Source organism: Staphylococcus lutrae (assembly GCF_002101335.1).
Lineage (GTDB): Bacteria > Bacillota > Bacilli > Staphylococcales > Staphylococcaceae > Staphylococcus > Staphylococcus lutrae.
Genome location: NZ_CP020773.1, coordinates 2,012,064 through 2,034,160 on the forward strand (window position 1 = coordinate 2,012,064; position 22,097 = coordinate 2,034,160).

A 22,097-nucleotide genomic window follows, 5' to 3' on the forward strand; every position below is an offset into this window, starting at 1 on the left:
GAGGTGTTCTGATGACATATAAAGTAAAAGTAGATCACGTATCTAAAATTTATGACTTAAATAAAAGTAAAGTTAACAAAATACTGGCACTGTTATCCTTTGGCTACTTTTATCGACCGAAACCTTATTATGCATTATACAATATTTCGTTCGAAGTTGAACCAGGAATGTCTGTGGGTTTGATAGGATTAAATGGTTCAGGTAAATCGACATTATCCAATATTTTAGCTGAGGTGTTACAACCTACAAAAGGGTCTGTCGACATTAATGGCCAATCGTCATTGATTGCGATTTCAGCCGGCTTAAATAATGATTTTACAGGTGAAGAAAATATTCGGTATAAATGTTTGATGCATGGCATGTCTTTAAAAGAAATTAATCACGTTTTTGATGACATCGTCGCTTTTTCTGAACTTGATGATTTTATTTATCAACCGATTAAAAGTTATTCAAGTGGAATGAAAGCACGGCTTGGATTTTCAATTGCGATTCACACGAACCCGGATGTCCTTATTGTAGATGAAGCATTATCAGTTGGAGATGAAACGTTTGCAAATAAGTGTATTGCAAAAATGAAAGCTTTGCAGGAAGAAGGAAAAACAATCTTTTTTGTGTCGCATTCTGCTGCACAAATTAAAAACATGTGTGATCGCGCGATTTGGATTCATTATGGAGAAATGGTTGCGTACGGTGAAGTGAACGAAGTCGTTCAACGTTATAATACGTTAATTAGAGGGTTTAAAGCACGTGATAAAAAAGGGCAGCTGGCTTATAAAAAGAAAATGTTGACATTACAACAACAGCGAAATGATGCCATTGAACAACATGAATGGGATGTTGACGATAAAAGAAGCCTTTTTTCATTACTCGGAAGCGGCGTGTTATTTCTCTTCGCCTTGTTATGGCAAATCGGTGTGCTTTAATATTGATGTAAAAAGGAATCGTTAGTGTCTATGAAAAGAAGGAGGGGCGAAAATGAAAAAAGTCGCCATGTTTGTGTGGAATCATTTTACAAACGATGCACGCGTCAATCGTGAATGTACGGCACTGGCAGACTCGGGATATGATGTTGATTTAATTGCGATTAATGACCTTAAAAATAAAGATATTGACGCTTTTGAGCAGCGAGAACCGCATTTTAGAGTCCATCGCGTGAAACGTTATCCGGTGGTCATACAGGCTTATGCTGATCATGGTAAGTATTTTGTTGCCATCATTGCAGGCGTGTCATTTGTGATAGCAGTAGGTTTGTTTTATATCAGTTTAAAATATTTATTGAGCTATATGATGATGTTACTGATCACGATGTTGATGATAAAAGTAAAAAAAATACGAAAGTGGGTTGTCAATGGTTCGATTATTGCACGTATGATTGTTAAAGGTTATGGATTAAATGCGGATATATACCATGCCAATGATTTGAATACGTTACCTCAAGGCATTGTTTGTTCAAAGTTGCGATTACATCCTAAGCCACTTGTTTATGATAGTCATGAAGTGCAATCAGATCGAACGGGCTACAACTCTGAACGAATTAAAAAAATCGAGCGCTTTTTATTACGTTTTGTAGATACAATGATTGTAGAGAATCATACGCGAGCGCAGTACAATAAAGAGATTTATGGGTTTTATCCGCAACCGGTATATAATTATTCAATGCTTTACGATATTGAAAAACAACCATACAGTCATTTGCGTGAGAAACTGGGTATTAATGCAGATGAAAAAATTCTACTTTATCAAGGTGGATTGCAGCAAGGCAGAGGATTAGATAAGCTGATTGAAGCAATGCCAATGATAGACGAAGGTGTGTTGTTATTTGTAGGTGGAGGGAAATTAACGGATGTATTAAAAGCACAAGCCGAACAATCGGAAGCACGGGATCGCATTTATTTCTTAGACAAAGTGCCTTTTGAAGTGTTACCAAGTATTACCCGAGAAGCCTATGTGGGTTTTCAAGTGCTTCAAAATATTTGTTTTAATCATTATTCAGCGAGTTCGAACAAACTGTTTGAATACATCATGGCCCACGTTCCTGTTATTGCATGTAATTTTCCTGAAATTAAACGTGTGGTAGAAGAGGAAGAAGTCGGTATTGTCACAGACACACATGAGAGTCGTAATATTGCTCAAGCTGTGAATCAACTGCTTCATGACGACAAACAATATCAACATTATCGCGCACAGACACGACACGCTAAACAAATTTATAATTGGCAAAATGAAAAGCAGCGCTTCTTGAACGTTTACGATACATTAGATGGTAAAGTTTCTTTTATAGGGAGAATAAATTCTAAAATGAAATAATGCACTCGATCTGACGACTGATATTTTATAGAATTCAATATGAATATGAATATTTTAGTATTGTAAGGGTATAACAATTGCAAACAATGATATTGGAGGTAATACTATCATGAAATTAAAATTAACAACTATACTCTTATCTACAGGCTTCATTTTAGCAGCATGTGGTCAAGATGATCATCATGATTCTGAAAAAGAGGCTAACCATACTAAAACTGAGCATACTCATGACCAACAACATAAAAATCAAAATACAGATGGCCAAACGATCGCTTTAAATCAGATTAAAACGCAACCAGAAAACGCAATCAAAACAGCCAAAAGTGCGTTTGACGGTGAGTTAAAACAAATCGAATATAAAAAAGAAAAAGGTGAATGGGTTTACGATGTAGAGTTGCATAAAGGTCAAGAAGAGGCTGAAATAAAAGTATCAGACAAAGACAATAAAGTCATTCATAAGCATATTGACAAAGAGAAAGATCAAGAACAGCATCCGACAATTCAATATTCAGATGCATTGCAATTTGATAAAGCTGTGAAAAAAGCGCAAGAACAGCAACAAGGCGAATTAAAACAGTGGACGTTGAAAAATAGTGATGGTCATTTTGTATACGAAATTGAATTGAATGGCAAGCAAGGTGAAAAAGAAATTGTATTAGATGCTAAAACAAGCAAAGTGCTAGAACAAGATCATGAATAAATTGAAATGAAATAGGGTGGGGCATTTGACTCTAGCCAAAAAAGAATCGACTCAGTCAAAATTAATGGACTGGGTCGATTCTTTTTACAAGTATCAAGTCAGTTTTCTATCAATGATAAAAGCACTAGCACATGAAGTGCTAGTGCTTTTAGGTTTGCATCGCTTAAATATGAGAACCATGCCCACCTTGCATAACCCAATATGTTCCGATGACTGTAATAAGTGTAATAATAATCGCGAAGATAACTTTTGCAAGTTGAACGCGACCATCTTTACCTTCAGTTAAATGCATGAACATTAAGAGTTGTAAGAAGGCTTGGATAAACGCAAAACCAAAAATGATTGTTACTTTAGCGTTAAAAGTCAATGATGTATATAAAGTCACGAATACAGCGAGTAACGTCAAGATGATTGAGGCAATAAAGCCTATCGTATGTTTTACAATTGTGTTCATCCGCTATACACCATCCCTATCATATAGACTGCAGTAAAGATGAAGATCCATACAACATCTAAGAAGTGCCAGTATAAACTCACAATAAACAATTTCGGTGCATTATATTTTGTTAAACCGCGTGTTACCACTTGGATTAATAAACAAATAATCCAGAAGATACCAACTGTTACGTGGGCACCGTGTGTTCCTAAAAGAATAAAGAAACTAGACCAATAAGAAGCTAATTGTGGTGTCGCACCTTCATGAACGTAATGTGAGAACTCGAAAATTTCGAAGCCCACAAAGCCCATCCCTAATAATACTGTAATAATCATCCATACTAACAATAAACTTTTATTTTCTTTACGCATGTAATAGATTGCAATCCCACATGTGTAAGAACTTGCTAAAAGTAAAAATGTCATAATTAAAACGAGGGGGAGCTCAAATAATTCTGTTGTCAGCATCCCACCGTATCCACCGCCATGTTGCAATGTTAATAACGTTGCGAAAAGTGTACCAAAAAGTGCGAATTCAGCTGTAAGGAAGATCCAGAAACCGAGCTTATTCAGATCGCCTTCATGTGTACGAGCATCAATAGTATCAACCACTTTATGACTCATGATTCATAGCCTCCCTTTCTTTTTGGCGAGCTTTTCTCAAGCGCGCTTCAGTCTCAGCTACTTCACTTGCAGGAATGTAGTAACCATGATCTTGTTGGAAGCTTCTCCAAATCATTAAAGCAAAAATACCAGCTAATGAAAGGATTGCAGGTAATAATGTTTCAAATACTAGGAAGAACCCACCGATAAAGAATAGGATACCCATCCAGAAACCAATGTGTGTATTGTTCGGCATGTGAATATCGCTGTAATTATGATTGTCAAGGTAATGTCTACCTTGCTTTTTCATTTCAACAAATGTATCAATGTCATCCCAATCTGGTGTGATAGCAAAGTTGTATTTAGGTGGAATTGCAGAAGCTGTTGACCACTCTAATCCGCGTCCTAAACCGTTCCAGTTATCACCAGTCGCTTCACGTGGTGCTTTAAGGTGACTGTATACGATGTTACCTACAAAGATTAAGAACGCAATTGACATCATTGCTGCACCGATTGAAGAAATCAAGTTTAACACGAACCAACCATCTTCTGGCATGTAAGTGTATAGACGACGTGGCATCCCATCAAGACCTAAAATGAACTGAGGTAAGAACGTCACGTTGAAACCAATCATGAAAATCCAGAAGAACCATTTGTTCGGTTTTTCGAATAGTTTGTATCCCATTGCTTTTGGATACCAGAAAATCATAGCTGCAAAACATGCAAATACGACACCAGCAACAATTGTATAGTGGAAGTGTGCCACTAGGAAATACGTGTTGTGGTATTGGAAGTCAGCTGATGCCATGGCAAGCATAACACCAGTCACCCCACCAATTGTAAAGTTAGGAATAAACGCTAACGCGAAAAGCATTGGCGATTCAAAAGTAATACGTCCTTTATGGAGTGTAAATAACCAGTTAAAGATTTTTACACCTGTTGGCACGGCGATCAACATTGTTGTGATTGAGAAGAATGAGTTAACTAAAGCGCCATTTCCCATTGTATAGAAATGGTGAACCCAAACTAAGAAACTCAAAAATGCGATACCCGCAGTGGCCCACACCATACTTTGGTGTCCAAATAAACGTTTACGTGCAAATGTTGGAATGATTTCTGAATAAATACCAAATGCCGGAAGGACAAGGATGTATACTTCAGGGTGCCCCCATACCCAGAAGAAGTTTGCCCATAGCATTGGCATACCACCGTTAGCTACTGTAAAGAATGCAGTGTCAAAGATTCTATCAGCAGTCATTAAAGCAAGTGCAATCGTTAATACTGGGAATGCCAAGATGATAATTAACATTGTAATAAATGTTGTAACTACAAACATTGGCATTTGCATAAATGTCATGCTTGGTGATTTTAGACGAATAATAGTAACAAAGAAGTTAATACCAGTCGCTAAAGTCCCAATACCTGAAATCTGGATGGCAATTAAATAATAATTTACACCTGGACCAGGACTAAACTCACCTGCAAGTGGTGCGTAGTTTGTCCAACCTGCCGCTGGTGATCCACCCACGATAAATGAAAGGTTAAATAAAAGCATACCCGCTACGAACAACCAGAAACTGATGTTATTGAGTAGTGGGAAAGCAACGTCACGCGCACCGATTTGTAATGGGATAATGATGTTCATTAAACCAATAACAAGCGGCATTGCCATGAAGATAATCATGATGACACCGTGCGTTGAGAAAATCTCATTGTAGTGATTTGATTCTAAGAATGGGTTGTCTGGTACTGTTAATTGAATACGTAATAGAATTGCATCAATACCACCACGTACGAACATTAGAACAGCACAGATCAAGTACATTAAACCAATTTTTTTGTGGTCGACTGACGTGAACCATTCCTTATATAAATATCCCCAGAGCTTAAAGTAAGTAATGGCTGCAATAACACCTATAACTAGAAAAGGTGCACTGATTTGAGCCAATGTAATCATCCAGTTTCCTTTTACGATAAGCTCATTCCATGGAAAGTCCATCATTAATGTCCACCTCCACTGTTATGATCTTTGTGTGCCTCAGCATCTTTGGCACCTTTGTGCATTGATTCCATTTCGTCCATAGTATGATCTTGTTCTTTTTTGAACTCATTGTTATAAGGCTCATTGTTTTTAAGAATCGCAGGTTTCATACCATGACGCTCATAGTTAACATTCGTAATTTGTGATTTACGCGCTGGTTTGTTCGGTTCACTTAAGACGCCTACTTTATCATCATAGAAGTTTGGATCTTTCGGTGCATAATTGAATCGATCATAAGCGTAGAAAATGTATTCCGGATCTGCTGCTGGATCTACAAATGCCATGTGTGTTCCACTGAATGTTAATGCTTTGTTTTGAGTGATTGGAAGCAATTGTTTGTCGAAAGTATCTTGGTCGAGTGGTTTTTGAGATTGTGCTTCTTTCACCCAAGCATCATATTCTTTCTGACTAACAGCTTCAACGGTAAATGTGTGACGAGAGAAGCCTTCTCCGTTGAAGTTAGAGTTACGACCACGATATGTACCTTCCTCATGTGCTTCATAAGTCCACTCCATAGTCATAGCAGTCATTGCATATTTTTGACCACCGAGTTGTGGAACCCAGAAACTTGTCATTGTGTCCATCGCTTGAAGTTTGAAAGTGATTGGACGGTTAGTTGGAATTTTAAGGTGATTAACCGTTTCAATTTTTTCATCTGGATAAGCGAAGAACCACTTGTACCCACCACTTACAGCATAGATAACGATAGGATCGTCCTCAGCTTTAGGTGGCTCCTCATATTGATATAAAGCTTTAACAGTAGGAATCATCAATGCAATTAAAATAATTACAGGGATAAGGAACCATACTGTTTCAAGAAGTGCGTTGTGATGCATCTTACCAGATTCGCGTGTATTATTATATCGGTATTTATAAGTGAATATTGCGAATAAGATAAGTACAACAGCAACAATGGCAACCATGAAGATGATTGAATAAATAATCAAAAATCTTTGGTCGCTGGCCATTGGCCCTTTTGCGTTTAAAACTTCTACATCAGAACAGCCCGCAAGCAAAAACAATGTTCCGAAAGCAAGAAGCAAAGACTTAAATTTTGACACTTTTTTGACCTCCTAATACTACAATTGTAGGGCTTATACTAATTTTAAAATAATATATGATATTTACAAGTGGCATTTTGAAAAAACAATTAATGGAAATTCATGAAACCGTTGAGACTCTAAGTGTGACAGGGGTTCAGCGCTTTATTAAAATTATGTGTACATTTTGTGAAATGTTCCAATAACTACTTATTTAATGAGGTAAACGGCAAACAGAAGGTCAATTCCCATATAATGACTGAATTTTCTAATGATTGCTAACAGGGGATTTTTATAAAAATATAGGGAATTTACTAATAAAAGTTTGTGAAAAAAAGTGTAAAATAAAAGTGTAGGGCAACGATGCACCTTATATGCGCGTGCACATATGAATTTTCTTTATCCATCAAAGGAGATGACGTATGTCAATGGATGTCATTCAGCGACTGTTAGATTGTAACTGTACAGTCGCCGACATTCTGGATACTTTTTTGATGATGATTTGCAGTGGGGATGGGATGAAACAGTCGTTTCATGCATATGAATGCGTTGCTTTAGGAGATGCGCAACGAAAGAGAACAAGGTGTTCACATGTATAGGGCACTGAAGCGCATACAATGACCTATTGCTAAAAGGAAAGTGCTGTCATAGGTATGCTTTTCGACGTGTATAGCCGTATCATTGTTTAGCTATCCGATTGTGATAGATTACGTGGTGCATCAACGACTTGAACAGTACGTGATGTTTTACCCGTCATGCCATCAGAATCAGTGACTTGATATTGTAATTGATATACGCCTTGTTTTGATGTATCGATATGACCGTTGACAGTGATTTTATCTGTTAAGTCACCGTCTTCTTTATCGAAAGCGAATACACCGTGTAAAGGGTTGTATGCATCGCCTAGTTTTACGACTTCATCATGCGTACCTTTAATAGAAGGGCTGTCATTTGTCGTTGCTTCGACACATAAGTTGGGTGATACAAGCGAAGCAGACACCCCTAATGCTGACAGGGATTGAAGTAATTTATTCATAGGAATCAGACCCTCCGTTTATTGTTATAGTTGTGATAATCATATGATTCATTTGTATTATACAATTTTGAAGCGCATATGCTATCCTACTATGGACCTAATTATAATTAAACATTTGTAATAGTTGTTAATTGTTTTTTAAGAGTTGACTGAATGAGTTTATCATTTTAAGTCATGATGATGCGGTTAAATAAAATTGTATATAAAAATAGGAGTGATTGTTAATGTTAACGCAAGAAGAAAAAGGTATTATTTTAGAAACGGTCCCCGTATTAAAAGAACAAGGCACTGACATAACGTCTAATTTTTACAATAGAATGTTTCATCAACATCCTGAATTACGTCATATGTTTAACCAAACCAATCAGAAAAAAGGCTTTCAATCAACGGCATTAGCACAATCTGTTCTAGCAGCGGCGATGCATATTGACGATTTCACGCCTATTTTGCCGGTCGTGAAAGAAATTGCATATAAGCATTGTGCATTACAAGTGTTACCGGAACATTATTCGATTGTTGGTGAAAATTTATTGGCAGCCATACAAGAAGTGGTCGGCATCGATGCAGAACATCCTATTATTCAAACTTGGGCGAAAGCTTACAGTGTGATTGCGGATGCTTTTATCGCCGTTGAAAAAGATATTTACGATCATATGGCATGGGAAGGTTTCAAATCGTTTGAAATCACTAAAATTGAATCGATAACGCATGAGATTAAAGCGTTTACAGTCACTTCAAAAGAACAAGATTTGAGTCAATTTACACCTGGGCAATATATTACAGTGGATATAGAAAGTGAAAAATTGCCGTATAAAGCGAAACGTCATTATTCGATTACAGATGGTGGTAAAGATTTTCTGACATTTGCTGTGAAAAGAGACGTGAGCGAAACACATGAAGGGGAAGTATCAACCGTATTACACGATGAATTTAAAGTAGGTGATACGATTGACTTATCAGCGCCAGTAGGTGGCTTCAAAGTGCATCATGCTGACAAACCACAGTTGTTCATTGGTTCAGGCGTCGGCGTGACACCACTCATCGCCATGTATCGACAAGTTGCACCTCAGAATGTGACTGCACAATTTATAAATGTGGCTAAAACGGAAGATGATGTGGCATTTAAACACGAACTCGAACAGCTTACGGCTTCTGGCCATCATAATCATTTACACATCCATTTAAGAAATCGTGAAGGTTATTTAGAAGCGGAAGCGCTAAAACCATATATTACAGATGACACGCAAGTATATGTCTGTGGAGGTGCGGCATTTATACAATCTGTTATGGAATCTTTACAAAGTTTGGGAGTAGAAGCATCGCACATTCATTACGAAACATTTGTACCAAGATTGAGTGTGGCTGTTTAAAAGAGGGCATAAAAACGTTAGAAAAATAGAATCCGAGACCATCGTAATGTTTTACGATGTTGTCTCGGATTTTTACATTTAAAATGAGTGTGAAACTCAAGCAACGACTGAGTCATGTGCGCTGTGACAGGACGATGAGGGCATTGACTATTCAAGGCCGCGACGCATTTTCTCAGCAATCAATGTGTTATTTAATACCATCGTAATGGTCATAGGTCCAACGCCACCTGGGACTGGGGTGATCGCACCAGCAATTTCTTTGACATCTTCATAATCTACATCGCCTTTAAGCTTACCATTTTCGTCAGGTGTATTACCAACGTCAATCACAACAGCGCCAGGTTTAACGTCATCTTTAGTGACCATACCAGGACGACCGACTGCACTAACAATCACGTCTGCTCGTTTTAAATGGTCACTGATGTTTTGACTTCGAGAATGTAATACTGTGACCGTTGCATTTTGTTGGATGAGCAATTTTGCAACAGGCTGACCGACAATGTGGCTTCGGCCAATAACAACAGCGTGTTTCCCTTCAAGATCGATGTCGGCATGTTTTAACAATTCCATGACGCCTAATGGTGTACAAGGAATGAGTTGTGCATTATCTAAATATAAGCGCCCAATATTAATAGGGTGGAAACCGTCAACATCCTTGTCTGGATCAATCGCATCGAGCATTTTCTGTTCATCTACATGGGCAGGAAGTGGCACTTGAACTAAAATACCACTGACTGAATCATCATTGTTCAGACGGTCTAATTCCTTAAGGACATCTTCCTCTGAAGTGTTTTCATCGAGGTGAATGACTTCTGAAATCATACCGATTTTTTCGGCTGCCTTCTTTTTTGAACGAACGTAGCTTTGGCTCGCTCCATCATTACCAACTAAAATAACTGATAGTTTTGGTGTATAACCTTGTGCTGATAATTTCTCCACCTCATTTTGTAACCCTTGACGATAATCTTTTGCTATTTGTTTACCATCTAAAATCTTTGCGCTCATAAATATTAGCCTCCTCATAATAATTCGAACAATTAACGAATGATTGCATTTCAATTGTAACAAAAACAGCTATAAAAAACGAATTATAGATATTAAAAATGTGTTAAAGTTCGATTTTTACATTGAAAAAACAATTTAAGCTTGGTATGCTATATCTGTAATATACAACTAATTAGAATAGTATTTCAAATTTTTGAAAGGGTGTTCACAGTGAAAGTAGCAGTCATTATGGGGAGTTCTTCTGATTGGGAAATGATGAAAGAAGCGTGTGCCATGTTAGAAGAATTTAAAATTCCATACGATCAAAAAGTTGTTTCTGCGCATCGTACACCACATATGATGGTTGATTTTGCATCGAATGCACGAAAAAATGGTTATTCCGTTATTATTGCAGGCGCAGGTGGTGCGGCGCATTTGCCTGGCATGGTCGCATCTATGACGACATTGCCAGTGATTGGTGTACCGATTGAATCGAAAAGTTTGAAAGGGCTTGATTCTTTACTTTCAATTGTTCAAATGCCTGGAGGAATTCCAGTGGCGACCACGGCCATTGGTCAAGCGGGTGCAAAAAATGCAGGTATTTTAGCGGCTCGAATGATTGGAATGGCTGATCAGGCGGTGCAAAAACGTCTTGAAGCATACGAGCAATCACTCGTTGAGAAAGTAGAGGCGATGCAAGATGACCTTCAATAAATTAAAAATCGGTCAAACGATTGGCATCATAGGGGGCGGACAACTCGGAAAAATGATGGCACAATCCGCACAAAAAATGGGTTTTAGGGTCGTTGTGTTGGATCCGGATGAGACTTGTCCGAGTCGCTACATTGCACATGTGTTTATTCATGCCGCATACGATGATATGGCGGCGCTAGAGAAATTAGGTCAATTATCGGATGTCATCACATACGAATTTGAAAATATTGCGAGTGAACAACTGAAAGAACTCGCAAAAACCTATCATGTGCCACAAGGCTATCAGGCAGTACAACTGTTGCAAGACCGTTATACAGAAAAGCAAACGCTTGCACAAGCGGGTACAAAAGTCGTGCCGTTTGTAAAGGTGACAACTGAGGCAGATTTGGATCAGGCAATTCAAACATTAGGTTATCCATTGATGTTGAAAACACGTTTTGGAGGGTACGATGGCAAAGGCCAAATTCGTTTGACCTCTGAAGCCCAATTAGAAGAAGCACGGCAGCTGATTGCACAACAGGAATGCGTTGCAGAACAATTTGTCAATTTGAAGATGGAAGTCTCCTTAACAGTGACAGTGGGAAAAGAAGGGCAGAAAGTTTATTTCCCATTACAGGAAAATGAACACCGAGATCAAATATTGTTTAAAACAGTCGTCCCGGCACGTTCAGATTTAGCACAAGCCGCAGTGGCGGAAGTTGAAAAAATCACACAAGTGGTGCATTTTGTGGGCACGTTCACTGTTGAATTTTTCATCACTGAAGCGCATGAATTATTTGTTAACGAAATTGCACCACGCCCTCACAATTCAGGTCATTATTCGATTGAAGCTTGTGATTATTCGCAATTCGACACGCACATTTTAGCTGTAACAGGGCAGCGACTCCCTGAACGGATTGAGCTGTTTAAGCCGGCAATCATGATGAATTTATTAGGAAAAGATTTAGATTTATTAGAGACAGAATTATTTGAACACCCGGATTGGCATGTCCATCTGTACGGTAAAATCACGCGTAAACCTGAACGAAAGATGGGACACTTAACACTTTTGACTGATCATGTGAGCGAGACGGAACAAAAAATCGTTGCTAAATTTGAAGGGAGAGACAAATCGAAATGAGTCTTTTATACGAAGGCAAAGCGAAACGCGTATACGAAACAGAACAACAAGGCTTACTCAGAATTGAATATAAAGATGAAGTGACTGCTGGAAATGGAGCCAAGAAAGATGCCATGGTTGGCAAAGGTCGCTTGAACAACCAAATTACATCACGCATTTTTGAATATATTCAACAAGAAGGGATAGAAAGTCATTTTATATCCCAACTTTCAGAGACAGAACAATCTGTAAAAGCGGTAGAAATTATCCCATTAGAAGTTGTTGTACGCAATATTGCGGCGGGGTCTATTACGAAGCGTTTAGGGTTTGAAAAAGGGCTTGTTTTTGATTATCCATTTGTAGAATTTTTCTACAAAAATGATGCGCTCAATGATCCGTTGATGACAGAAGATCATATCAAATTGTTACACCTTGCTGATGATGACACCATTGCCGAGTTAAAAGCACGTGCCTTGCAAGTGAATCAAGCACTAATCAAGCTCATGGACGCCATGGGATTGGCATTAGTAGATTTTAAAATTGAGTTCGGTAGAGATCAGGAAGGACACATACTTTTAGCAGATGAGATTTCACCTGATACATGCCGCATTTGGGATAAAGCAACGCAAGAAAATTTTGACAAAGATGTATATAGAGAAGAGACCGGTTCTTTAATAGAGACATATCAAACTTTTTTAAATAAATTGGAGGCACTTTAATCATGAAAACTATCGAATTACACATCACATTACAACCGCAAGTTTTGGATACGCAAGGACAGGCACTCAACCGTGCTGTGCATGATTTAGGATACGAACAGGTGAATGACATTCGTGTCGGTAAAGTTTTGTATATGACCGTAGATGAAGCGACGGATGAAGCCGTTCACAATGTCATTACCACTTTGAGTGAAAAATTATTTGCGAATACCGTGATTGAAGAATACAGTTACAAAGTTTTGGATGAAAAGGAGAATGAATAATATGAAATTCGCTGTCCTTAGATTCCCGGGTTCAAACTGCGACCGTGATATGTATAATGCTGCATTAAAGTCAGGCGTTGATGCGGAATATGTCGATTATCGAGAGACATCATTATCAGGGTTTGATGGTGTATTGATTCCAGGAGGATTTTCCTTTGGTGACTATTTACGTTCGGGTGCAGTCGCAAGTGTTGCCCCTGTGATAAAAGAGGTCAAACGATTGGCTGAGGAAGGAAAACCAGTACTGGGTGTTTGTAATGGCTTTCAAATTCTGACAGAAATAGGATTATTACCAGGTGCATTATTACATAACGATTCGCACTTGTTCGTCAGCCGCAATGAACGTTTAAAAATCGTCAATAATCAAACGCCGTTTACAAAAAGCTACAACAAGGATGAAGAGGTTGTCTATCCTGTTGCCCATGGTGAAGGTCATTATTATTGTACGGATGAAATCTATGAAGCACTTGTGGCAAATAACCAAATCATTTTAAAGTATGTGGACAATCCAAACGGTTCATATGAAGATATTGCAGGTATTGTTAATGAAACAGGTAACGTTTGTGGGATGATGCCACATCCAGAGCGTGCATTAGAAGCGATTTTAGGTACAGACAGTGGTGTGAAATTATTTGAATCAATGGTCAATAGTTGGAGGGAACAAAATGCCTAAATTTTTAGAACCGACTGCAGAAGAGGTCAAAATTGAAAAGTTGTATCGTGATATGGGATTAAGTGATGCAGAATTCGAAAAAGTAAGTGAAATTTTAGGACGGACACCCAATTTTACCGAAACAGGTATCTTTTCGGTGATGTGGAGTGAGCATTGTTCTTACAAACACTCAAAACCATTTTTAAAACAGTTTCCAACAACAGGTGAACATGTTTTGATGGGACCTGGTGAAGGGGCAGGTGTCGTTGATATTGGCGATAATCAAGCAGTGGTCTTTAAAGTAGAATCGCACAATCATCCCTCTGCCATAGAACCATATCAAGGGGCGGCAACGGGTGTTGGCGGTATTATTCGTGATATCGTATCGATTGGCGCACGTCCAATTAATTTATTGAACAGCTTACGTTTTGGTGAACTGACAGAAAAAACCAATCGTCGTTTATTACGTGGGGTTGTCGCAGGCATTGGAGGTTACGGCAACTGTATCGGTATTCCTACAACAGCCGGAGAAATCGAATTCGATGCGCGTTATGACGGAAACCCTCTTGTGAATGCGATGTGTGTGGGTGTCATCGACCACGATATGATTCAGAAAGGCACAGCCAAAGGGGTTGGCAATTCAGTCATATATGTTGGTTTAAAAACGGGACGTGACGGCATTCACGGGGCGACGTTTGCCTCGGAAGAACTGACAGAAGAAAGTGAAAGCAAACGACCTTCCGTTCAAATTGGTGACCCATTTGTCGGTAAAAAATTAATGGAAGCGACACTTGAGGCGATTACTTATGAAGAACTCGTTGGTATTCAAGATATGGGGGCAGCGGGTTTGACGTCATCATCATCAGAAATGGCGGCGAAAGGTGGCAGCGGTATTCATCTCCAACTTGAAAAAGTACCTGTCCGTGAAGAAGGGATTTCACCTTATGAAATGATGCTATCTGAAACACAAGAGCGCATGTTACTTGTTGTTAAAAAAGGAACAGAACAAAAGTTTTTAGATTTGTTTGATTATCATGAATTAGATAGTGCAGTGATCGGCGAAGTGACAGACACAAACCGCTTTGTATTAACGTATGAAGGTGAAGTGTTTGCTGATATTCCAGTAGAACCTCTTGCTGATGAAGCACCAGTCTATATTCTTGAAGGTGAGCCATTACAACATGATGCGTCACCGAATCGTTATGATGATATTGATGTGAATGATGTGTTTGAACGCCTATTAACGCATCCGACCATCGCATCTAAGCATTATTTATATGATCAGTATGACCAACAAGTGGGGGCGAATACGATTGTTAAACCAGGACTTCAAGCTTCAGTCGTACGCGTTGAAGGAACGAATAAAGCGATTGCTTCAACGATTGATGGTGAAGCGCGGTATGTTTTTAACGATCCATACGAAGGCGGCAAAATGGTTGTAGCCGAAGCTTATCGAAATTTAATCGCAGTTGGTGCTAAACCACTTGCAATGACAGACTGTCTTAACTATGGTTCGCCGGAGAAAAAACATATTTATCAACAATTAGCAGACTCTACTCGAGGAATGGCAGAGGCATGTGAAGTATTAGCGACACCTGTCGTATCGGGGAATGTTTCTTTGTATAACGAAACACGTACATCTTCTATTTTCCCAACGCCAGTAGTTGGAATGGTCGGTTTGATTGAAGATATTCAGTTCTTACAAACATATCACCCTAGCGCTGGAGATACACTTTATGTCATTGGTGAAACGACAGACAGTTATGGCGGTAGTCAAATTGAAAAATTATTATATCAAGATGTGAATCATGAAATTGAACACCTAGATTTATCAAATGAAGTCAAAAAAGGTGAAGCTATCCGTTCAGCAATCCGCGAAGGTGTGATTTCACATACACAAACAGTCGGTAAAGGTGGATTACTCATTACGCTTGCAAGAATCAGTGCACACTACGGCTTAGGTATCGATGCACAAGTGGACCTGACAGACGGCCAGTTGTTTAGTGAGACACAAGGGCGCTATATTGTTGCGGTAAAAGAAGGACAAACATTAAATATTGAGCGTGCTACACCAATCGGAACTTTAACTGACACAGATGAATTTAAAGTCGTCGCACAAAAGAGTATTATCGAACGTCGTACATCCGAACTTAAACGTGAATGGGAAGGAGCTATTGAGTCATGTATGACATCCGTGGACTAAATGAAGAATGTGGGATATTCGGAATATGGAATCATCCACATGCCGCATATCTGACGTATATGGCATTACACAGTCTACAACATCGAGGCCAAGAAGGTGCGGGCATTGTTTGCTCGAATGGAAAGCAATTGTTTGGTGCACGTGGGATGGGCTTATTAACAGAAGCCATTTCAGAAGAGCAGCTCCATTCATTACAGTCATACCCTAATGCGATCGGGCATGTTCGTTATGCCACGACGGGCGCGAGTGAGATTTCTAATGTACAGCCCTTTCTGTTTAAACACTCCAAAGGGGATTTAGGTTTAGCACATAATGGTAATTTAACGAATGCACATCAGATTCGTTTGGCTATCGAAGCAATGGGAGGGATTTTTCAAACAACAAGTGATTCAGAAGTGTTAGCGCATCTTCTGATTAAAGGGAAATCCAGCCAAATTAAAACGAATCAAAAAGCAGCATTGAATCAAGTTAAAGGGGCATTCAGTTGTGTCATTTTAAATGAAAATCAACTGACAGTCACACGTGATCAATGTGGCGTTCGTCCGCTGATGCTTGGAAAAGTGGATGGTGCTTATTGTGTTGCGAGTGAGACCTGTGCATTTACAGCCATTGGTGCGGAGTACATCCGTGATATCGAACCAGGTGAGTTGATTACATTCTCGAATGACAATGACGTCGATTATGATATGTATTCACATGATATTGATCATCGAATGTGTGCGATGGAATACATTTATTTTGCGCGTCCGGATTCTGAATTCAACAAGCATTCGATTTATAATGTTAGAAAAGCATTAGGTCGAAAATTGGCTGAAGAAATGGGTGTAGATGCGGACATTGTCATCGGTGTTCCAGATTCTTCATTACAAGCGGCAAAAGGTTTTTCTGAACAGACAGGTATTCCGAATGAACAAGGGTTGCTTAAAAACAGGTACATCGGGCGGACTTTCATTACGCCAGATCAAAGTGTGAGAGAACGTCAAGTGCGAATGAAACATGCACCGATACGTGACGTCATTGAAGGGAAACGTGTCGTTGTCATTGATGATTCCATTGTCCGTGGCACGACGAGTAAATACATTGTCAAAGCGTTGAAAATGGCAGGTGCAAAAGAAGTGCATATGGGTATTTCCTCACCTCCACTAAAAGATCCATGTTATTACGGAATTGATGTTTCTACACATGCGGAATTAATGGCTGCACAACATAGTGTGGATGAAATTCGACAAATGATTGGTGCGGATTCACTGACGTATTTATCTGTTGAAGGCATGCATGAAGTTTTTAGAGCACATGGTTCTAAAGGGGAATGTAATGCGTGTTTCACTGGACAATACCCAATTGAAATTGTAGATCATGAATTACCAGAACAAAAGGAAATGAAAAGAAGAGGAGTGTAACCCATGGCGGAATCATATAAAAAAGCAGGCGTAGACATTGAAGCGGGTTATGAAGCAGTAAAGCGGATGTCAAGCCATGTTGAACGGACAATGCGTAAAGAGGTCATCGGTGGTTTAGGCGGCTTTGGAGCGACATTTGATTTATCGCAACTTGATATGAAAGCCCCTGTTCTTGTATCGGGGACTGACGGGGTGGGCACGAAATTGAAACTTGCGATCGATTACGATAAGCATGACACCATTGGTATTGACGCTGTTGCAATGTGTGTTAATGACATTTTAACGACAGGTGCTGAGCCACTTTATTTCTTGGATTACATCGCAACAAATAAAGTTGTACCAGAAGTCATTGAGCAAATTGTTAAAGGGATTAGTGATGGGTGTGTCGAAACGAATACAGCGCTGATTGGCGGTGAAACGGCAGAAATGGGCGAAATGTATCATGAAGGGGAATATGATGTCGCTGGTTTTGCTGTAGGTGCCGTTGAAAAAGAGGACTATATCGATGGTTCAAAAGTTGAAACAGGTGATGTAATCATTGGTCTCGCATCGAACGGGATTCACTCGAATGGTTATAGTCTTGTCCGCCGTATTGTTGCCGAGTCAGGTATCCAAGTTGAAAATACATTTGAAGGGGAACAATCATATTTAGATGTTTTGTTAACACCGACTGCATTATATGTGTCTCCTGTTCTCGCATTGAAGAAAGACGTTCAAATTAAAGCGATGACACATATTACAGGGGGCGGCTTTTATGAAAATATTCCGAGAGCTTTACCAAAAGGGAAAACGGCAGTTGTAAACACTGAGTCCTTCCCGACACCTGCAATTTTTGATTGGTTACAACAACAAGGTCAAATAGAAACAGATGAAATGTATCATATTTTTAACATGGGGATTGGCTTTACACTTGTGATTTCACCTGAAGACGAAGAAAAAGCACACAAAATCTTGAAAAATGCGAATGTTGATGCTTATACAATTGGTTATATCACCGAAGAAGCACAACCCATTCGCTTAACGGAGGCATTATAGTGGTAAAAATCGCGATTTTTGCATCTGGTTCTGGGACGAACTTTGATAATATTATGGCGCATGTGGCATCTGGTGAACTTGCACATATTGAAGTGACCGCATTATATACGGATCAACCTAAAGCAGCGTGTATTGCATTGGCAGAAGCCCGTCAAATTCCGGTACATGCCTATGAACCGCATCGTTTTGAGTCTAAAGTTGCTTACGAAACAGCAGTATTGAATCAATTGCGCGCAGAAAATGTGGAATGGATTGTCTTAGCGGGGTATATGCGTTTAATCGGAGAGACGTTATTAGCTGCATATGAAGGGCAAATTTTAAACATTCATCCGTCATTATTACCCAAATATAAAGGGAAGAATGCAGTTGGACAGGCGTTGAACAGTGGGGATAAAGTCACAGGAACGACGGTACACTATGTGGATGCTGGGATGGACACAGGTCAAATGATTGAACAGCGCACATGTCCGATTTATGAAGACGATACACAAGAAAAATTAGAAGCGCGTATTAAGTCATTGGAATATGCGTTGTATCCAGCAGTGATTAAGAAGATTATTCGATAAGGAGTTATCACCAATCATGAAAAAAGCAATTTTAAGTGTTTCAGATAAAACAGGTATTGTTGATTTTGCCAAAGCACTGGTGGCAGCAGGGTATGAACTTTATTCGACAGGCGGCACATTTCGTGCAATCGATGAAGCGGGAATTACTGTGAATTCTGTTTCAGAACTTACACGGTTTGAAGAAATTATGGACGGTCGTGTTAAAACTTTACATCCAGCAGTACATGGAGGAATTTTAGCAGATCGTGACAAACCAGAACACCTTGAACAGTTGAATCAGCAAAATATTGATTTAATCGATATGGTTGTCGTGAATTTATATCCATTTCAAGAGACGGTTAAAAACCCAGAGGTCACAGAAATGGATGCCATTGAAAATATTGATATCGGTGGTCCGACAATGTTACGTGCCGCAGCTAAAAATTTCAAGCATGTGACAACAGTTGTTGATCCAAGCGACTATGAAGAAATCATTACACGAATTCAACAAAATGAACTGGATGAAGCATTCAGAAAAGCATTAATGCTTAAAGTGTTTCAACATACTTTTGAATATGACCAAGCCATCGCTCAATTTTTCGGTCAACAACAAGAGCAGTTACGCTATGGGGAAAATCCACAACAATCCGCATCATTTATTCGTACGTCCACAGCGAGAAATACGATTGCAGGTGCCTATCAACATCATGGTAAACAATTGAGCTATAACAATATTAAAGATGCTGATGCGGCGTTAAACCTCGTGAAACAATTTGATCAACCTGCCGCTGTTGCTGTTAAACACATGAACCCATGTGGCGTGGGGACTGGTGCAAACATACATGAAGCATACAAACATGCATATGAAGCGGATAGCCAATCGATTTTTGGTGGCATTGTTGCATTAAATAGACCGGTGACAGCCGCACTTGCTGAAGATTTACATGCGATATTTTTAGAAGTTGTGATTGCACCACAATTTGAACCGGAAGCATTAGATATTTTAAAACAAAAGAAAAACATTCGTTTACTTGAAATTGAGATGACGCTTGAAGCAGATAAAACAGAATTTGTCTCAGTATCAGGCGGCTATCTCGTACAAGATAAGGACTTATTTGAAGTTGAACCGGATGAGATGACGGTTGTGACTGAGGTTGCACCAACTGATGCGCAATGGCGTGCGTTATTATTGGCTTGGAAAGTTGTCAAATCAGTTAAAAGTAACGCGATTGTGCTTGCTAACGAGCAGCAAACGGTGGGGATTGGCGCTGGACAAATGAATCGTGTCGGTGCAGCGAAGATTGCGATTGAACGCGCAATTGAAATGAATGACCATGTCGTTCTCGCTTCGGATGGCTTCTTCCCAATGAGTGATACCGTTGAAACAGCGGCTAAAGCAGGAGTCAAAGCGATTATTCAACCGGGCGGCTCTATTAAAGATCAAGATTCAATAGAGATGGCCAACCATTATGGCATCGCTATGGTCACTACAGGCATGCGTCATTTTAAACATTAGAGGAGGTTAATCAATGATGAACGTACTAGTCATCGGTAGTGGGGGGCGCGAACATGCGATTGCTCACAAACTAAATCAGTCAGAGTTAGTGACACGAGTTTATGCGATTCCAGGTAATCCCGCGATGTCTCATGTTGCAGAAGTTCATAGTGAAATTGCTGAAAATGATCACCTCGCAATTGTTGATTTCGCATTATCACATGACATTAAATGGGTGATTATTGGTCCAGAACAGCCGCTTACAGAAGGATTAGCAGATGCATTAAGAAGTTCAAATATTAAAGTCTTTGGACCTAATAAAGAAGCCGCACAAATTGAAGGCTCTAAATCATTTGCTAAGCGTTTGATGGCGCAATATCATATTCCAACTGCTGAATATCGTGAAATAGATGATAAAAATGAAGCATTGGCATATATTGAAACGTGTGAATTGCCAATTGTTCTTAAAAAAGATGGCCTCGCAGCAGGTAAAGGGGTTATTATTGCTGAAACACGCGAACAAGCACGTGAAGCTGTGGAAACACTTTATCCAGAACAACAGAGTAAAGTGGTCTTTGAGCAATTTTTAGTTGGAGAAGAGTTTTCACTTATGACGTTTGTGAATGGTGAGTATGCCGTTCCGTTCGATACCATTGCACAAGATCATAAACGTGCATATGATGGCGATAAAGGCCCGAATACAGGGGGAATGGGGGCGTACTGCCCTGTACCGCATATGAGTGCGCGTGTCCTTGCTGAAGCAAATGAAAAAATTGCGCAACCGATTGCCCAAGCAATGAAAGCAGAAGGATATGATTACTTCGGATTATTGTATATCGGTGCGATTTTAACAGATGAGGGTCCAAAAGTGATTGAATTCAATGCAAGATTTGGGGATCCCGAAGCACAAGTTTTACTCACACGTTTAGAAAGTGATCTGATGGCACATATCATTGAATTGGAAGAGAAAGCGCCAATTCATATGAAGTGGAAAGACAATGCCGTAGTTGGCGTGATGCTCGCCTCCAAAGGTTATCCGGCTGAGTATGAGAAGGGCGCAAAAGTGACAGGGTTTGAAAATGACCCAGGTTCTTATTTTGTCAGTGGTCTAAAACATAATGGTCGTCATTTCATCAATGCGGGGGGCCGTGTGATCTTGGCTATCGGTGAAGGTGAGACGATTGAAGCGGCACAAAAAGCTGCTTATGCACGTGTAGACAAAATTGAAAGTGATGCCTTGTTTTATCGAAAAGATATTGCCCACAAAGCATTGCGAGATGGATTGTAAATCATACGTATCATATCGTGGCTCAGGACACATTTTATAAATGTCCTGAGCCTCGTTTTACGTTGCTGAAGTATGTGCCGTACAGTGGATAAGAAGGTAGTCAAATGAGGTTCTATGATGATGTAGATGAAAATGAAAATCGGGACTGAATGATGTTCCAGTCCCGAA

21 protein-coding genes are annotated in these 22,097 nt (G+C 39.4%); 15 read left to right on the forward strand and 6 right to left on the reverse strand.

Going from position 1 to position 22,097, the window contains the following annotated elements; translation table 11 throughout:
• The first annotated feature begins 11 nt into the window (after positions 1–11).
• From B5P37_RS09340 to B5P37_RS09350, 3 genes are all read left to right on the forward strand, one after another.
• Positions 12–923: an ABC transporter ATP-binding protein gene (locus tag B5P37_RS09340; protein WP_085237959.1), complete on the forward strand. Its 912-nt coding sequence runs from the start codon at positions 12–14 to the stop codon at positions 921–923.
• Between the two features lie 52 nt (positions 924–975).
• Complete coding sequence (locus tag B5P37_RS09345) at positions 976–2,307, forward strand: glycosyltransferase family 4 protein (RefSeq protein ID WP_085237960.1); 1,332 nt, start codon at positions 976–978, stop codon at positions 2,305–2,307.
• 109 nt (positions 2,308–2,416) lie between these two features.
• Positions 2,417–3,007, forward strand: a complete 591-nt coding sequence (locus B5P37_RS09350) for a PepSY domain-containing protein (RefSeq protein WP_085237961.1) — start codon at positions 2,417–2,419, stop codon at positions 3,005–3,007.
• A gap of 163 nt (positions 3,008–3,170) precedes the next feature.
• On the opposite strand, the gene qoxD is transcribed toward B5P37_RS09350, so the two are convergent.
• The 5 genes from qoxD to B5P37_RS09375 all read right to left on the reverse strand — a co-directional run bounded on the left by qoxD (position 3,171) and on the right by B5P37_RS09375 (position 8,162).
• The gene (gene qoxD, locus B5P37_RS09355) at positions 3,171–3,461 is read right to left on the reverse strand and encodes a cytochrome aa3 quinol oxidase subunit IV (protein WP_085237962.1); all 291 of its coding nucleotides are present in this window, start codon (positions 3,459–3,461) and stop codon (positions 3,171–3,173) included.
• Entirely contained in the window at positions 3,458–4,066 is a 609-nt protein-coding gene (qoxC, locus tag B5P37_RS09360) for a cytochrome aa3 quinol oxidase subunit III (protein ID WP_085237963.1), read from the reverse strand. The genes qoxD and qoxC overlap by 4 nt, the downstream gene beginning before the upstream one ends.
• Positions 4,056–6,044, reverse strand: a complete 1,989-nt coding sequence (gene qoxB, locus B5P37_RS09365) for a cytochrome aa3 quinol oxidase subunit I (protein ID WP_085238461.1) — start codon at positions 6,042–6,044, stop codon at positions 4,056–4,058. The genes qoxC and qoxB overlap by 11 nt, the downstream gene beginning before the upstream one ends.
• A 2-nt stretch (positions 6,045–6,046) precedes the next feature.
• Entirely contained in the window at positions 6,047–7,147 is a 1,101-nt protein-coding gene (gene qoxA, locus B5P37_RS09370; RefSeq protein WP_085237964.1) for a cytochrome aa3 quinol oxidase subunit II, read from the reverse strand.
• A 664-nt stretch (positions 7,148–7,811) separates the two neighbouring features.
• Positions 7,812–8,162, reverse strand: a complete 351-nt coding sequence (locus B5P37_RS09375) for an immunoglobulin-like domain-containing protein (RefSeq protein ID WP_085237965.1) — start codon at positions 8,160–8,162, stop codon at positions 7,812–7,814.
• Positions 8,163–8,386: 224 nt separating this feature from the next.
• Between B5P37_RS09375 and B5P37_RS09380 the strand changes: the two genes are divergently transcribed.
• Positions 8,387–9,532, forward strand: a complete 1,146-nt coding sequence (locus B5P37_RS09380; protein WP_085237966.1) for a globin domain-containing protein — start codon at positions 8,387–8,389, stop codon at positions 9,530–9,532.
• A 147-nt stretch (positions 9,533–9,679) separates the two neighbouring features.
• Here B5P37_RS09380 and folD read toward each other — a convergent pair whose 3' ends face one another.
• Positions 9,680–10,537, reverse strand: coding sequence for a bifunctional methylenetetrahydrofolate dehydrogenase/methenyltetrahydrofolate cyclohydrolase FolD (folD, locus tag B5P37_RS09385; protein WP_085237967.1), 858 nt, complete (start codon positions 10,535–10,537; stop codon positions 9,680–9,682).
• 210 nt (positions 10,538–10,747) lie between these two features.
• Here folD and purE point away from each other — a divergent pair, with 210 nt between their 5' ends.
• From purE to purD, 11 genes are read left to right on the forward strand one after another with little or no spacing between them, the layout of a single operon-like run.
• Entirely contained in the window at positions 10,748–11,230 is a 483-nt protein-coding gene (gene purE, locus B5P37_RS09390) for a 5-(carboxyamino)imidazole ribonucleotide mutase (RefSeq protein WP_085237968.1), read from the forward strand.
• Complete coding sequence (gene purK, locus B5P37_RS09395) at positions 11,217–12,350, forward strand: 5-(carboxyamino)imidazole ribonucleotide synthase (protein WP_085237969.1); 1,134 nt, start codon at positions 11,217–11,219, stop codon at positions 12,348–12,350. The genes purE and purK overlap by 14 nt, the downstream gene beginning before the upstream one ends.
• Complete coding sequence (gene purC, locus B5P37_RS09400) at positions 12,347–13,048, forward strand: phosphoribosylaminoimidazolesuccinocarboxamide synthase (protein ID WP_085237970.1); 702 nt, start codon at positions 12,347–12,349, stop codon at positions 13,046–13,048. The genes purK and purC overlap by 4 nt, the downstream gene beginning before the upstream one ends.
• A 2-nt stretch (positions 13,049–13,050) precedes the next feature.
• Complete coding sequence (gene purS, locus B5P37_RS09405) at positions 13,051–13,311, forward strand: phosphoribosylformylglycinamidine synthase subunit PurS (protein ID WP_085237971.1); 261 nt, start codon at positions 13,051–13,053, stop codon at positions 13,309–13,311.
• Between the two features lies 1 nt (position 13,312).
• Complete coding sequence (gene purQ / locus B5P37_RS09410) at positions 13,313–13,984, forward strand: phosphoribosylformylglycinamidine synthase I (protein WP_085237972.1); 672 nt, start codon at positions 13,313–13,315, stop codon at positions 13,982–13,984.
• Entirely contained in the window at positions 13,977–16,166 is a 2,190-nt protein-coding gene (purL, locus tag B5P37_RS09415) for a phosphoribosylformylglycinamidine synthase subunit PurL (protein ID WP_085237973.1), read from the forward strand. Before purQ ends, purL begins: the two co-directional genes overlap by 8 nt.
• The gene (gene purF, locus B5P37_RS09420) at positions 16,145–17,566 is read left to right on the forward strand and encodes an amidophosphoribosyltransferase (protein WP_085238462.1); all 1,422 of its coding nucleotides are present in this window, start codon (positions 16,145–16,147) and stop codon (positions 17,564–17,566) included. The genes purL and purF overlap by 22 nt, the downstream gene beginning before the upstream one ends.
• 3 nt (positions 17,567–17,569) lie before the next feature.
• Positions 17,570–18,601: a phosphoribosylformylglycinamidine cyclo-ligase gene (gene purM / locus B5P37_RS09425; RefSeq protein ID WP_085237974.1), complete on the forward strand. Its 1,032-nt coding sequence runs from the start codon at positions 17,570–17,572 to the stop codon at positions 18,599–18,601.
• Positions 18,601–19,167: a phosphoribosylglycinamide formyltransferase gene (gene purN / locus B5P37_RS09430; protein ID WP_085237975.1), complete on the forward strand. Its 567-nt coding sequence runs from the start codon at positions 18,601–18,603 to the stop codon at positions 19,165–19,167. Before purM ends, purN begins: the two co-directional genes overlap by 1 nt.
• 16 nt (positions 19,168–19,183) lie before the next feature.
• Complete coding sequence (gene purH / locus B5P37_RS09435) at positions 19,184–20,662, forward strand: bifunctional phosphoribosylaminoimidazolecarboxamide formyltransferase/IMP cyclohydrolase (RefSeq protein WP_085237976.1); 1,479 nt, start codon at positions 19,184–19,186, stop codon at positions 20,660–20,662.
• A gap of 16 nt (positions 20,663–20,678) precedes the next feature.
• Positions 20,679–21,929, forward strand: a complete 1,251-nt coding sequence (gene purD, locus B5P37_RS09440) for a phosphoribosylamine--glycine ligase (RefSeq protein ID WP_085238463.1) — start codon at positions 20,679–20,681, stop codon at positions 21,927–21,929.
• Positions 21,930–22,097 lie beyond the last annotated feature (168 nt).

Excerpts from the sequence above, each read along its gene's own strand:
- purC (WP_085237970.1), top strand. The coding sequence starts at position 12,347 with ATGAGTCTTTTATACGAAGGCAAAGCGAAACGCGTATACGAAACAGAA.
- qoxB (WP_085238461.1), bottom strand. The coding sequence starts at position 6,044 with ATGGACTTTCCATGGAATGAGCTTATCGTAAAAGGAAACTGGATGATT.
- purH (WP_085237976.1), top strand. The coding sequence starts at position 19,184 with ATGAAAAAAGCAATTTTAAGTGTTTCAGATAAAACAGGTATTGTTGAT.
- B5P37_RS09345 (WP_085237960.1), top strand. The coding sequence starts at position 976 with ATGAAAAAAGTCGCCATGTTTGTGTGGAATCATTTTACAAACGATGCA.
- purM (WP_085237974.1), top strand. The coding sequence starts at position 17,570 with ATGGCGGAATCATATAAAAAAGCAGGCGTAGACATTGAAGCGGGTTAT.
- B5P37_RS09380 (WP_085237966.1), top strand. The coding sequence starts at position 8,387 with ATGTTAACGCAAGAAGAAAAAGGTATTATTTTAGAAACGGTCCCCGTA.
- purD (WP_085238463.1), top strand. The coding sequence starts at position 20,679 with ATGAACGTACTAGTCATCGGTAGTGGGGGGCGCGAACATGCGATTGCT.
- purK (WP_085237969.1), top strand. The coding sequence starts at position 11,217 with ATGACCTTCAATAAATTAAAAATCGGTCAAACGATTGGCATCATAGGG.
- purL (WP_085237973.1), top strand. The coding sequence starts at position 13,977 with ATGCCTAAATTTTTAGAACCGACTGCAGAAGAGGTCAAAATTGAAAAG.
- purS (WP_085237971.1), top strand. The coding sequence starts at position 13,051 with ATGAAAACTATCGAATTACACATCACATTACAACCGCAAGTTTTGGAT.
- qoxC (WP_085237963.1), bottom strand. The coding sequence starts at position 4,066 with ATGAGTCATAAAGTGGTTGATACTATTGATGCTCGTACACATGAAGGC.
- purQ (WP_085237972.1), top strand. The coding sequence starts at position 13,313 with ATGAAATTCGCTGTCCTTAGATTCCCGGGTTCAAACTGCGACCGTGAT.
- B5P37_RS09375 (WP_085237965.1), bottom strand. The coding sequence starts at position 8,162 with ATGAATAAATTACTTCAATCCCTGTCAGCATTAGGGGTGTCTGCTTCG.
- qoxD (WP_085237962.1), bottom strand. The coding sequence starts at position 3,461 with ATGAACACAATTGTAAAACATACGATAGGCTTTATTGCCTCAATCATC.
- folD (WP_085237967.1), bottom strand. The coding sequence starts at position 10,537 with ATGAGCGCAAAGATTTTAGATGGTAAACAAATAGCAAAAGATTATCGT.
- B5P37_RS09340 (WP_085237959.1), top strand. The coding sequence starts at position 12 with ATGACATATAAAGTAAAAGTAGATCACGTATCTAAAATTTATGACTTA.
- purF (WP_085238462.1), top strand. The coding sequence starts at position 16,145 with ATGTATGACATCCGTGGACTAAATGAAGAATGTGGGATATTCGGAATA.
- B5P37_RS09350 (WP_085237961.1), top strand. The coding sequence starts at position 2,417 with ATGAAATTAAAATTAACAACTATACTCTTATCTACAGGCTTCATTTTA.